14 protein-coding genes are annotated in these 12,212 nt (G+C 67.8%); all 14 read left to right on the plus strand.

Going from position 1 to position 12,212, the window contains the following annotated elements; genetic code table 11:
- Nucleotides 1-39 precede the first annotated feature (39 nt).
- A complete protein-coding gene (ffh, locus tag AC0Z36_RS04465) occupies nt 40-1,599 on the plus strand; it encodes a signal recognition particle protein (protein ID WP_485461342.1) in 1,560 nt (519 codons plus the stop codon).
- Nucleotides 1,600-1,607: 8 nt separating this feature from the next.
- Complete coding sequence (locus tag AC0Z36_RS04470) at nt 1,608-2,177, plus strand: GNAT family N-acetyltransferase (RefSeq protein ID WP_485461467.1); 570 nt, start codon at nt 1,608-1,610, stop codon at nt 2,175-2,177.
- Nucleotides 2,178-2,342: 165 nt separating this feature from the next.
- On the plus strand, nt 2,343-2,546 hold the full coding sequence (locus tag AC0Z36_RS04475) for a cold-shock protein (RefSeq protein WP_485461343.1): 204 nt from the start codon (nt 2,343-2,345) through the stop codon (nt 2,544-2,546).
- Between the two features lie 149 nt (nt 2,547-2,695).
- Nucleotides 2,696-4,108 (plus strand): proline--tRNA ligase, encoded by a 1,413-nt coding sequence (gene proS, locus AC0Z36_RS04480; RefSeq protein ID WP_485461344.1) that lies wholly within the window; start codon nt 2,696-2,698, stop codon nt 4,106-4,108.
- Nucleotides 4,109-4,711: 603 nt separating this feature from the next.
- Entirely contained in the window at nt 4,712-5,191 is a 480-nt protein-coding gene (gene rpsP, locus AC0Z36_RS04485; RefSeq protein WP_485461345.1) for a 30S ribosomal protein S16, read from the plus strand.
- Between the two features lie 2 nt (nt 5,192-5,193).
- On the plus strand, nt 5,194-5,433 hold the full coding sequence (locus AC0Z36_RS04490) for an RNA-binding protein (protein WP_485461346.1): 240 nt from the start codon (nt 5,194-5,196) through the stop codon (nt 5,431-5,433).
- Nucleotides 5,434-5,557: 124 nt separating this feature from the next.
- Nucleotides 5,558-6,115: a ribosome maturation factor RimM gene (rimM, locus tag AC0Z36_RS04495; RefSeq protein ID WP_485461347.1), complete on the plus strand. Its 558-nt coding sequence runs from the start codon at nt 5,558-5,560 to the stop codon at nt 6,113-6,115.
- On the plus strand, nt 6,112-7,032 hold the full coding sequence (trmD, locus tag AC0Z36_RS04500) for a tRNA (guanosine(37)-N1)-methyltransferase TrmD (protein ID WP_485461348.1): 921 nt from the start codon (nt 6,112-6,114) through the stop codon (nt 7,030-7,032). Before rimM ends, trmD begins: the two co-directional genes overlap by 4 nt.
- Before the next feature lie 258 nt (nt 7,033-7,290).
- Nucleotides 7,291-7,653 carry a 50S ribosomal protein L19 gene (gene rplS / locus AC0Z36_RS04505; protein WP_485461349.1) on the plus strand — a complete coding sequence of 121 codons (363 nt, stop codon included), beginning with the start codon at nt 7,291-7,293 and terminating at the stop codon, nt 7,651-7,653.
- 512 nt (nt 7,654-8,165) lie between these two features.
- On the plus strand, nt 8,166-8,768 hold the full coding sequence (gene lepB / locus AC0Z36_RS04510) for a signal peptidase I (protein ID WP_485461468.1): 603 nt from the start codon (nt 8,166-8,168) through the stop codon (nt 8,766-8,768).
- A 236-nt stretch (nt 8,769-9,004) separates the two neighbouring features.
- Nucleotides 9,005-9,811 carry a signal peptidase I gene (gene lepB, locus AC0Z36_RS04515; protein ID WP_485461350.1) on the plus strand — a complete coding sequence of 269 codons (807 nt, stop codon included), beginning with the start codon at nt 9,005-9,007 and terminating at the stop codon, nt 9,809-9,811.
- A gap of 188 nt (nt 9,812-9,999) precedes the next feature.
- Nucleotides 10,000-11,052, plus strand: a complete 1,053-nt coding sequence (gene lepB, locus AC0Z36_RS04520; protein WP_485461351.1) for a signal peptidase I — start codon at nt 10,000-10,002, stop codon at nt 11,050-11,052.
- A gap of 100 nt (nt 11,053-11,152) precedes the next feature.
- A complete protein-coding gene (locus tag AC0Z36_RS04525; protein ID WP_485461352.1) occupies nt 11,153-11,728 on the plus strand; it encodes an NUDIX hydrolase in 576 nt (191 codons plus the stop codon).
- Nucleotides 11,729-11,855: 127 nt separating this feature from the next.
- Nucleotides 11,856-12,182 carry a DUF2469 domain-containing protein gene (locus AC0Z36_RS04530; RefSeq protein WP_485461353.1) on the plus strand — a complete coding sequence of 109 codons (327 nt, stop codon included), beginning with the start codon at nt 11,856-11,858 and terminating at the stop codon, nt 12,180-12,182.
- The last annotated feature ends 30 nt before the right edge of the window (nt 12,183-12,212 follow it).

Raw genomic sequence — 12,212 nt, forward strand, 5'->3', positions numbered from 1 at the left:
GTCGTTCGATGACAACTAGCAAGAAGGACCTCTGCCGACGTGTTCGACACCCTTTCCGACCGCCTCGCAGCGACCTTCAAGAACCTCCGCGGCAAGGGCCGGCTCTCCGAAGCCGACATCGACGCGACCGCGCGGGAGATCCGCATCGCGCTGCTCGAGGCCGACGTGGCGCTGCCCGTCGTCCGCGAGTTCGTCGCCCAGGTCAAGGAACGGGCCCGCGGCACGGAGGTCTCCGGTGCGCTGAACCCGGCCCAGCAGATCATCAAGATCGTCAACGAGGAGCTCGTCCGCATCCTCGGCGGCGAGACCCGACGGCTGCGGTACGCCAAGAACGGCCCGACGGTCATCATGCTCGCCGGCCTCCAGGGCGCCGGAAAGACGACCCTCGCCGGAAAGCTCGGCAAGTGGCTGCGCACACAGAAGCACGCGCCCCTCCTGGTGGCCTGCGACCTGCAGCGCCCCAACGCCGTCAACCAGCTCACCGTCGTCGGCGAGCGCGCGGGTGTGCCGGTCTTCGCCCCGGAGCCCGGCAACGGCGTCGGCGACCCGGTCAAGGTCGCCCGCGACGCGATCGAGTACGCCAAGACCAAGCAGTACGACGTGGTCATCGTCGACACCGCCGGCCGCCTCGGCATCGACGCCGACATGATGCGGCAGGCCGCGGACATCCGTGACGCGGTCAGCCCGGACGAGATCCTGTTCGTCGTCGACGCGATGATCGGCCAGGACGCGGTCGTCACCGCGCAGGCGTTCATGGACGGCGTCGGCTTCGACGGCGTAGTCCTGTCCAAGCTCGACGGCGACGCCCGCGGCGGCGCCGCCCTCTCGGTGGCCTCGATCACCGGCCGCCAGGTCATGTTCGCCTCCAACGGCGAGAAGGTCGACGACTTCGACGCCTTCCACCCGGACCGCATGGCCTCGCGCATCCTCGGCATGGGCGACATGCTCAGCCTGATCGAGATGGCCGAGGAGAAGTACGACAAGGACCTCGCACTCAAGGCCGCCCAGAAGATCCAGGGCGGTGGCAAGGACTTCACCCTCGACGACTTCCTCCAGCAGATGGAGCAGGTCAAGAAGATGGGGTCGATCACCAAGCTGCTCGGCATGCTCCCGGGCATGGGCCAGATGAAAGAGCAGCTGGCCAACATCGACGACCGCGACATGGACCGGGTCGCGGCCATCATCAAGTCGATGACCCCGGGCGAGCGCCACGACCCGAAGGTCATCAACGGGTCGCGCCGCGCGCGTATCGCCAAGGGCTCGGGCGTCACGGTCAACGAGGTCAACAACCTCCTCGAACGGTTCAACGAAGCCCGCAAGATGATGATGGCGATGTCCAAGGGCGGCGGCATGCCGGGGATGCCGGGCATGCCCGGCATGGGCGGCGGCCACGGCAAGCAGGCCAAGAAGCCCAAGGCGGCCAAGGGCAAGAAGCAGTCCGGGAACCCGCTCAAGCGCAAGCAGGAGGAGGCGGCCCAGGCCGTCCGCGACGCCGAGCGCGCCGCGAACCCCTTCGGCCTCCCGGCCGGCGGCTCGGACGACCCGGCCGACTTCGAACTCCCGGCGGAATTCAAGAACTTCCTGCCTCCGCAGAAGTGAGCAAACCCTTGTTCACCGCCGAGGGATACCGCGTCGGGGTGCGGGCGCCGCATCCTGAAGACGTGGCGCCCTACGCCGCCGCGGTCCGCCGGTCGCTCGACTACATCTCGGTGTGGAACCCGGTCGACCCCGACGAACTGCCGTCGCTGATCGGCCGCCAGGGCGAGGCACTGTGCACTTTCCTGGTGGTGGACCTGGCCGACAGTGGCATCGTCGGCAAGGTCAACGTCGCGAACATCGTCCGCGGCCGGTTCCTCAACGCCTCGCTCGGCTACGACGCCTACCGCCCCTACGCGGGAACGGGCCGGATGGCCGAGGGACTCGGCCTGGTCGTGGACCGCTGTTTCGCCGCCCGGCCGGGTCTGGGCCTGCACCGGCTTGAGATCAACGTGCAGCCGGGCAACGCGAAATCCGTCGCCCTGGCCGGCGGGCTCGGTTTCCGGCACGAAGGCACTACACCCCGGATGCTGTTCCTCGGCGGTGCCTGGCGGGACCACGAACGCTTCGCGATGACAGCTGAGGAATGGCCCGGCGTGCCGCCGAAAGTGATCCAGCGCAATCCCGGGCAGGCGTGTTAGGCTGATCGAGTTGAAGTCGTAGGTTTCCTGGCTGTGCAAGACACACCCCAAGGAATTTATGGCAGGCGGAATCGCCGGGTTTTCCTAGGAAAACGTGGGGATGCTCCGCCGCAACGCTGGGGTAGACGCAGTGTCGGCCCCGGATTTTCCTCAGAGGGAGAGCACATGGCGCAGGGCGCGGTGAAGTGGTTCAACAGCGAAAAGGGCTTCGGGTTTATCGCTCAGGACGACGGCGGCCCGGACGTTTTCGTCCACTTCTCCGAGATTCAGACCAACGGCTTCCGCGAGCTCGCTGAGGGCCAGCGCGTCGAGTTCGAGGTCACGCAGGGCCAGAAGGGCCCGCAGGCCTCGAACGTCGTCCCCCAGTAATTCGGGACTGACGCAACACGAGTCTGCTAGATGAGCGAACCCCCACCGGCTTGCCGGTGGGGGTTCGTTCGTGTGCCCGCTCTCCGGCAACGCCGGGCCGGGGTAATCCGGTTCGAAGTGCGGGGGCCTGAGGCCGTAGCATCTGCCCCATGGCAAAAGCTCCTATCCTCACCCCGCAGGCGGACGACTTCCCCCGCTGGTACCAGGACGTTCTGAACAAGGCCCAGCTGGCCGAGTCGGGCCCGGTCCGCGGCACCATGGTCATCCGACCGTACGGCTACTCGCTGTGGGAGCGGATGCAGTCCGACGTCGACGCCCGCATCAAGGCTGAGGACGTCGAGAACGCGTACTTCCCGATGCTCATCCCGCAGTCGTACCTGACGCGGGAGGCGGAGCACGTCGAGGGCTTCGCGCCGGAGCTCGCCGTAGTCACCCACGGTGGCGGCAAGGTGCTCGACGAACCGGTCGTCATCCGGCCCACCTCCGAGACGATCATCAACGAGTACTTCTCCAAGTGGGTCCAGTCCCACCGGGACCTCCCGCTGCTGATCAACCAGTGGGCCAACGTGGTGCGCTGGGAACTGCGGCCCCGCACCTTCCTGCGGACCACCGAGTTCCTCTGGCAGGAGGGGCACACCGCCCACGCCACGCACGAGGACGCCCGCCTCTTCGCGGCGAAGATCCACGAGCATGTGTACGGCGCGTTCATGCGCGACGTGCTGGCGATGGACGTCGTCCTCGGCCGCAAGACCAAGAAGGAGCGCTTCGCGGGCGCGATCAACACATTGACGCTCGAAAGCATGATGGGCGACGGCAAGGCCCTGCAGATGGGCACGTCGCACGAACTCGGCCAGAACTTCGCCAAGGCCTTCGACACGAAGTACCTCGCGTCGTCCGGCGAGCAGGAGTTCGTCTGGCAGACCTCGTGGGGCGTCTCGACCCGTATGGTCGGCGGCCTGATCATGTCCCACGGCGACGACGCCGGACTGCGCATCCCGCCGAACCTGGCCCCGGTCCAGGTCGTAGTCATGGCGATCAAGGGTGACGACGCCGTGGTCGCCAAGGTCCGCGAGATCGGCGCCGTGCTCAAGGCCGCCGGCATCCGCACCAAGGTCGACGACCGTACGGACACCCCGTTCGGCCGCCGCGCGGTGGACTGGGAGCTCAAGGGCATCCCCGTGCGCCTGGAGATCGGCCCCCGCGACCTGGAGGCCGGCACCGCGATGCTCGCCCGCCGCATCGCCGGCGGCAAGAGCCCGGTGCAGATCGACGGCATCGCGCAGACCATCGCCACCGTCCTCGACGAGGACCAGGCACTGCTGCTCGCCCAGTCCACCGAGCGCCGTGTCTCGCGCACCGTCGACGTGAAGAACGTCGAGGAGGCCGTCGAGGCCGCCGCCACCGGCTGGGCCCGCATCCCGTGGGCCGACCTCGGTGAGGCGGGAGAGGCCGAACTGGCCAAGCAGGGCGTCACCGTGCGCTGTCTGGTCGCCGAGGACGGCAGCGTCCCGACGGACGACGACCAGCCGGGCGTCACCGCGATCGCGTCCCGCGCCTACTGAGACGCGCCGCGCGCCCTGATCCCCGTGCGGGGCAACGGGCGCGCAGCGCCGCAGCTCCACCACCGTGAGGTGAGGGGAGCGAAACGCGCCAGCCCCCACCACGGAGCGAGGTGCGTGGAGTGTCCCGGCAGCCCCACCACGGATCGAGGGCGCGCAGCGTCCCGGCGGTCCCACGACGAGGCGAGGGCGCGCAGCGTCCCGGCGGTCCCACGACGAGGCGAGGGCGCGTAGCGTCCCGGCGGTCCCACGACGAGGCGAGGGCGCGCAGCGTCCCGAGCGCGTCCGGAGGACGCAGTCTTTTCCGGGCGACGCGCGGGCGCCGAGCGACGCCTGAGCGAAGCGAAGGCGGCGGGAGGATGACGCCCGCGCTTGGAGCCCGGCTTAAGAACAGCCCGCGCTTGGAGCCCGGCTTAAGAACAGCCCAAAAGCAGAGTGGTTAGTCGTACGGGTGAACATCTGGCAGAATGGACCGCTGAGTACCCGGAGCATGCTGGACCCTCTCTCCTTATGTCTCCGTGTCCATAGAGCAGTCGACCGCGATGTGTTTCCCCACCTGCGGGACGGCTGCTCAATCACGTTGAGATTTCAGGAGACACCACTCTCGTGGCAGTCAAGATCAAGCTGAAGCGCCTGGGCAAGATTCGTTCGCCCCACTACCGCATCATCATCGCCGACTCGCGCACCAAGCGTGACGGCCGCGCGATCGAGGAAATCGGGATCTACCACCCGATGGAGAACCCCTCGCGCATCGAGGTCGACTCTGAGCGTGCGCAGTACTGGCTGGGTGTCGGCGCGCAGCCGACCGAGCCGTGTGCCGTCATCCTCAAGCTGACCGGTGACTGGCAGAAGTACAAGGGCCTGCCGGCCCCGGCCCCGCTGCTTGTCGCCGCCCCCAAGGCCGACAAGAAGTCGCTGTTCGAGGCTGCCGCCAAGGAAGCCATGGACGAGCCGAAGGACGGCGCCACCACGCCGAAGAAGAAGTCCGAGAAGAAGGCTGAGGAGGCTCCGGTCGCCGAGGCTGAGGCTCCCGTCGTCGCAGAGGCTCCCGCCGAGGTCGTTGAGACCCCCGCGAGCGAGGGCTGACCGTGCTCGAGGAAGCCCTCGAGCATCTGGTGAAGGGCATCGTTGAGCACCCGGACGACGTCCAGGTGAGCGAACGCGACCTACGTCGCGGACGTGTCCTTCAGGTGCGTGTCCACCCCGACGACCTGGGAAAGGTCATCGGACGTGGGGGCCGCACCGCCAAAGCGCTGCGAACGGTCGTCACCGCACTCGGCGGGCGTGGCGTCCGCGTCGACCTCGTCGATGTCGACGAGGTGCGCTGAAGCACAGCAGGTTTGAGTACGGGTGGCCCCTCGGGTCGGTTGCGAGACCGACGCGGGGGGCCGTTCGTCGTTTTCAGGAACAACCTCGAAGAACCCCGCAGGACCTCAAGGAAGAAGTAGCACAGTGCAGCTTGTCGTCGGCCGTATCGGCCGTGCCCACGGCATCAAGGGTGAGGTGACCGTCGAGGTCCGCACCGACGAGCCGGAGCTGCGGCTCGGCCCCGGTGCCGTGCTGATGACCGAACCGGCGTCGGCGGGACCGCTGACCATCGCCTCGGGCAAGGTCCACAGCGGCCGTCTGCTCCTGGTCTTCGAAGGCGTGCACGACCGTACCCAGGCCGAGGCGCTGCGCAACGTCCTGCTCATCGCGGAGGTCGACCCCGAGGACCTCCCCGAGGATGAGGACGAGTTCTACGACCACCAGCTGGTGGACCTCGACGTGGTCCTGGAGGACGGCACCGTCGTCGGCCGGATCGCCGAGGTCGCCCACCTGCCGTCGCAGGACCTGCTGATCGTCCGTACGCCGGACGGCCGCGAACTCATGATCCCCTTCGTCGAGGAGATCGTCCCGGAGATCGACCTGGACGAGCAGCGGGTGCTCATCACCCCGCCGCCCGGCCTGATCAACCCGCTTGAGGCTGAGACCGCCGGTTCGCGTGACGAGGAAGAGCCCTCGGAGTGAGGATCGACGTCATCTCGATCTTCCCCGAGTACCTCGCTCCGCTGGACCTGTCCCTGGTCGGCAAGGCGCGGGCCAAGGGCATCATCGACGTCCACCTGCACCAGCTGCGGGACTGGACGTACGACGTCCACCACACCGTGGACGACAGCCCGTACGGCGGCGGCCCCGGCATGGTCATGAAGCCCGAGCCGTGGGGCGAGGCCCTGGACCACGTGCTGGCCCAGGGCGCGGGGCGCTTCGCACGCGAGGCGGCTGAGCGCAGCGAAGGAGCGGGACCGGAGGGCGCGGCCCCGCTGCGTAGCAGCTGTGGTTCACAGCCGGCCGACCCCCCAGCGCTTGGAGCCCGGCCAAGGATGATCGTGCCGACTCCGTCGGGGCGTCCTTTCACCCAGGAGCTGGCCGTCGAGCTGGCCGCTGAGCCGTGGTTGCTCTTCACCCCAGCGCGGTACGAAGGCATCGACCGCCGGGTGATGGACGAAGCGGCCGGTCGCATGCGCGTGGACGAGGTCTCCATCGGGGACTACGTGCTCGCCGGCGGCGAGGTCGCGGTGCTGGTGATGGTCGAGGCCGTCGCCCGGCTGCTGCCCGGCGTGCTGGGCAACGCGGTCTCCTTCCAGGACGACTCGTTCGCGCCCGGCGCGATGGAGAACCTGCTCGAAGGGCCGGTCTACACCAAGCCGGCCGCGTGGCGCGGGCACGAGGTGCCGTCGATGGTCACCTCCGGGAACCACGGCGCCATCGCCCGGTGGCGACGGGACGAGGCGCTGCGGCGCACCGCTGCCCGGCGCCCCGACCTGCTTGAGCGGTGGACGGTCGGACGCACCGACAAGCACGACCGGAAACTGCTCGCCGAACTGGGCTGGACGCCCGGTGCCGACGGCCGGTTTAGGTACGTCCCCGCTGCTATGGCAGAATGAACAGCTGTTGCCCTACGTCCTGCCCTGGACCGTATTGAATTTGGGCTGTGTGCTGGCTTTGTCACCCGCTGCGGAGCAGCTGTTATTCACAGCGCTTCGCTCACGTGCCGACGCCACTTCAACGCAGCGCCTGAGTCATGGTCCGGCGGGTGCTCCTGCCCCAGGGGGAGTGCCGTACCGCAGGGCCGGCAACACCCCTTCTTCGGAATTCTAGTTTTCGCGGGTGACCTGTGGCACTCGTGAGGAAGTGACGCGAGCATGGCAAACATCATCGACACGATCGACTCCGCCTCCCTGCGGAGCGACATCCCGGACTTCCGTCCCGGTGACACGCTGAACGTCCACGTTCGCGTCATCGAAGGCAACCGCTCGCGTATCCAGGTCTTCAAGGGCTTCGTGCTGCGTCGCCAGGGCGCCGGCGTCCGTGAGACCTTCACGGTCCGCAAGGTCAGCTTCGGCATCGGCGTCGAGCGCACCTTCCCGGTGCACACCCCGATCCTTGAGAAGATCGAGCTGGTCAGCCGCGGTGACGTCCGTCGCGCGAAGCTCTACTTCATGCGCGACCTGCACGGCAAGGCTGCGAAGATCAAGGAGAAGCGCGACCCGATCACGGGCCGCTGACCCGAGGACATCGCAGTGCCCAGCGGGGGAAGTCGAACACTCTCCCGCTACGCTCGTCCGTAATGGATGAGAAGAACGAGAACAACGCCACCGGCCGTGGCTCCGCAGTGGAGGACTCCTCCACACCTACCCCGTCGAACGGGGCCGCGGAGTCACGGCCGGTTGTCGTTATCGAGCAGGCCACGGGGGAAGAAGCCGGTAACGCCGAGGGTCCGGAGCCGGCGCCCATACCGGTTCCGGTCTCCTCGGCGAAGGACAACACGAAGCCGGGGCCTGCGGAAGCGGAGACCGTCGAGCCGGAACCCGCGGTGGAGGAGCCGGTCACGGTCCACCGGTTGAAGGCACCCGGGTCCGTCGCGTGGCAGAAGTCCGTCGAGTCCGGTCCTGCGGGGGGCTGTCCTGGAGAGTCCGGTCCCGCGGAGTCCCCGGACGCTGAGGACAACGCTGACGTCGATGTTGACGACGACGTGGTCGCCGCCACCCCACCCCCGTCCCCGCGCTGGCCGGCCTGGGTGGAACTGCCGTTCCTGCTCCTCGTCGGTGTGCTGGTCGTGACCGTCGTGAACCTGTTCGTCGCGCAGCCCTATCTGATCCCCTCCGGCTCGATGGAGAACACCCTCCACGTCGGGGACCGGGTCGTGGTCAACAAGCTCGCGTACCGCTTCGGCGACATCAAGCGCGGTGACGTGGTCGTCTTCGACGGCAGGGGCACGTTCACTTCCGCCGACACCTCCCAGCCCTCCCTGTTCGACCGGGCCGGGGCACTGTTCGGCCTGACCTCTCCGGACGACGACAACTTCGTCAAACGTGTGATCGGGGTGGCCGGAGACCGCGTCAAGTGCTGTGACGCACAGGGCCGGATCCTCGTCAACGGGGTGCCGGTGGAGGAGACGAAGTACCTCTACCCGGGCAACGTCCCTTCCGATGTGGTGTTCGACGTGGTCGTCCCCAAGGGCAGGATCTGGTTGATGGGGGACCACCGGGAGAAGTCGGCTGACTCACGCGCGCACCTGGGCGACCCGGGTGGCGGGATGGTCGAAGTGGACAACGTCATCGGCCGTGTCGAATGGGTCGTCTGGCCGTTCGGCCGGCTCGGCGGCGTCTCCGGTGGTTAAGAAAACCGTGCTGGTTAAGAAGCCCATGGCGGCTGGGGAACCGGCGGCGGGCCGGCGTGGGTAAGAGGGGCAAACCCCGGGTCGCGGGTCCGGGCGGCGCGCGGCGGGACCCCGGTGGGCAGGACGCTGCGGCGCAGCGGACCGTACGCCCGGATGGTCTTGACCTTCCGCCGCAGGCGGTCTCCCACGGCGGCCGGCGGCGACGCCGCAGGGACGATGGGACGCCCCGGTCGTTGATGCGCGAACTGCCGCTGCTTGTGGTGACGGCGCTTGTCCTCGCGCTGCTGATCAAGACGTTCCTCGTGCAGGCGTTCTTCATCCCGTCGGGGTCGATGGAGAACACCGCGAAGATCGGCGACCGGGTCGTGGTGAACAAGTTCTCGCCGTGGTTCGGGGTGAAGCCCGAGCGGGGGCAGATCGTGGTCTTCCGCGACTCCGGTGGTTGGCTGGGGCGCAAGTCGGCGGGGGATCCGCCACCCGTCCTCAAGCAGTTGAAGCAGGCCGGGGTGTTCATCGGGCTGCTCCCGTCCGACGATGAACAGGACCTGATCAAGCGGGTCATCGGGGTCGGCGGCGACACGGTGGTGTGCTGCGACACCGCGGGGCGCGTGACGGTGAACGGGACGGCGCTCGACGAGCCGTACCTCTTCCCTGGTGACGATCCGTCAACCCAGCGGTTCACCATCCACGTTCCGGCCGGGCGACTGTGGGTGATGGGCGACCACCGCAGTGATTCCGGGGACTCCCGGGCACACATGGACAAGCCGTTCGAAGGGACGGTATCGGTGGACGATGTGGTGGGCCGGGCCGTCCTGGTCGGCTGGCCGATCGGCCGGATACACCGCCTCCCGGTTCCACGGACGTTCGGGAACGTGTCGAGGAAGCCTCAAGGCACCGTAAATTCCACGGAAAGGGAAGAGAACCTGCCGACAGTTGCGACTCCAGCGGGCCTTTCGTTCGTTATGCCGGTGGCGGGCGCCGTTCCGGTGGTATCGCTGCTCAGACGTGTACGCTCACGCCGGGGCTTGCCCGGACGTTCCTGACGGACGCCACAGGGAACCCCTTGGGCAAGCCACGGCGTTCGGGTGCACTGAAGTTTTTTCGCCGTACGGTCACACTCCGGCGACGTCGTAGCGGAACGACGACGCGTCGGGGCACACGTGACTTTGCGCGGGGTAAAGCACAGTCGAGGAGACGCCGTGGGGTTGATGCTGTGATCGGAGCGCGGTCGGTGGACGAGAACGACGAGTACGGCCGTGGGCCGACCTCTCCGGGTCGGACCGACAGGCCCGCCGACCCGGTGGACGTCAGCGGTGCGGACGCCGCCGCGGACACCAGGCCTGGCGGGGATGTCCCGCTGGCCAAGGGCACCACGCCCGCCCAGGGCACTACGCCTGGCGGAGGCGCCGTGGACGGAACGGTCGTGGACGGAACGGTCGTGGACGGAACGGTCGTGGACGGAACCGCCGCGGCGGGGACCGACGACGAGGTGCCGGCCGGGAAGCCGGCCCGCAAACCGCAGAAGAAGGGTTCCTTCTGGAAGGAACTGCCACTCCTCCTGGGCATCGCCCTGGTCCTCGCGCTGCTGATCAAGACGTTCCTGGTGCAGGCGTTCTCCATCCCGTCGGAGTCGATGGAAGACACCATCAAGGTCGGCGACCGGGTGCTGGTGAACAAGTTCTCACCGTGGTTCGGGGCCGAACCCGAGCGCGGCCAGGTCGTGGTGTTCAAGGATCCGGGCGGCTGGCTGAACGGCGACCCGGAGCAGTCCGACAACGCGGTGGTCCGGGGCATGCAGAAGGGTCTCTCCTTCGTCGGCCTGATGCCTTCGACGAGCGAGAAGGACCTGATCAAGCGGGTCATCGGCGTCGGCGGCGACACGATCACCTGTTGCGACGCGCAGGGCCGGGTCCTGGTCAACGGGGTGCCGCTCGACGAGCCCTACCTCAAGAAGAACGTCCGGCCCTCGGACATCGCCTTCTCGGTCACCGTGCCCAAGGGCCGGATCTGGGTGATGGGTGACAACCGGGCCAACTCCTCGGACTCCCGCTACCACATGAACGATCCGGGCATGGGCACGGTCGACAAGGACCAGGTGGTCGGCCGGGCGTTCAGTGTCGTGTGGCCGCTGGGCCGGATCCACGGTCTGGGTGTGCCGTCGACCTTCGAACAGAAGGGCCTGGCCGCCGGCATCGTCTCCAGCGGCCCGATGGCTATGGGCCTGGTCGGCGCGGTCCCGCTGGTACTGATGCGCCGTCGCTGGAAGCGCGCCGCGGACGCGTAGCCGCGGGGGAACAGTGGAGTGACGACGGTCACGGCCCGGTTTGTGCGTGTAGCGCATGACCGGGCCGTTGCTGTTTTCCGGGGGCGGGAAGAATCGGGCTATGACTGACACGACCGATTCCGGAGCCGGTCCCTGGCCGGTCCAGGTGCCAGGTCCCGTGCCGGACTATCCGGCCGACTTCCAGGCCGATCTCGTACGCCCCGCGGTCAGAGTGGTCGTGGTCGACCGCGAGGGCAAGGTGCTGCTGATCCGGGCGGAGGCGCCGACCGAAGCGGTCCCGGTGTGGTGGGACCTGCCCGGCGGCGGTGTCGACCCGGGGGAGACCTACGTGGAGACCGCAGTCCGTGAACTCTTCGAGGAGACCGGCCTGCGGATCGACCCGGCACGCGTGGGACCCCCGATGTGGCGGCGCAGCGTGACGTGGATCCGGTACGGCGAACGCCGCGTCCAGCACGAACTGGTGGTCCGGGTGGAGATCGCCGACAGCGCTCCGGAACTGCTCGACCGGTCGGGCTGGGAGCCGCAGGAACTGGAGGAGTACACCGCGCTCCGCTGGTGGACGGTTGCGGAGATCACAGCCGGGGATGCCCGGTTCTATCCGGGGACGTTGCCGGACTACCTGCCCCGGTTCCTGGCCGGGGAGCGGATCGACGAACCGTTCGAACGCTGGAATTGACCCGCAGGATCGGGAGTGTTCCCCGGGTACACAATGTTGTGCGACACGGTTGTGTGATGCCGGGCGGAGTCCGGCTCGGCTGACCCACAGGTACAGCTTGCTTTGCTCGACCAGCGAGGGGCGGCACATGAGTGCAGAGGATCTCGAAAAGTACGAGACCGAGATGGAGCTGCAGCTCTACCGCGAGTACCGCGACGTGGTCGGTCTGTTCAGATATGTGATCGAGACCGAGCGGCGGTTCTATCTCACCAATCAGTACGACCTGCAGGTGCGGTCGGCCGACGGCGAGGTGTTCTTCGAATTGTCGATGGCTGACGCATGGGTGTGGGACATGTACCGTCCCGCGCGCTTCGTGAAGAACGTGCGGGTGCTGACGTTCAAAGACGTCAACGTGGAGGAGCTCACCAAGAGCGAGTTCGAACTTCCGGAGGACGGAAAGGGCTTCGGAACGTGACCGGGAGTTGAACTGAGTGTTTTCGTACGG

This window comes from Kitasatospora sp. UYEF31, assembly GCF_057291755.1.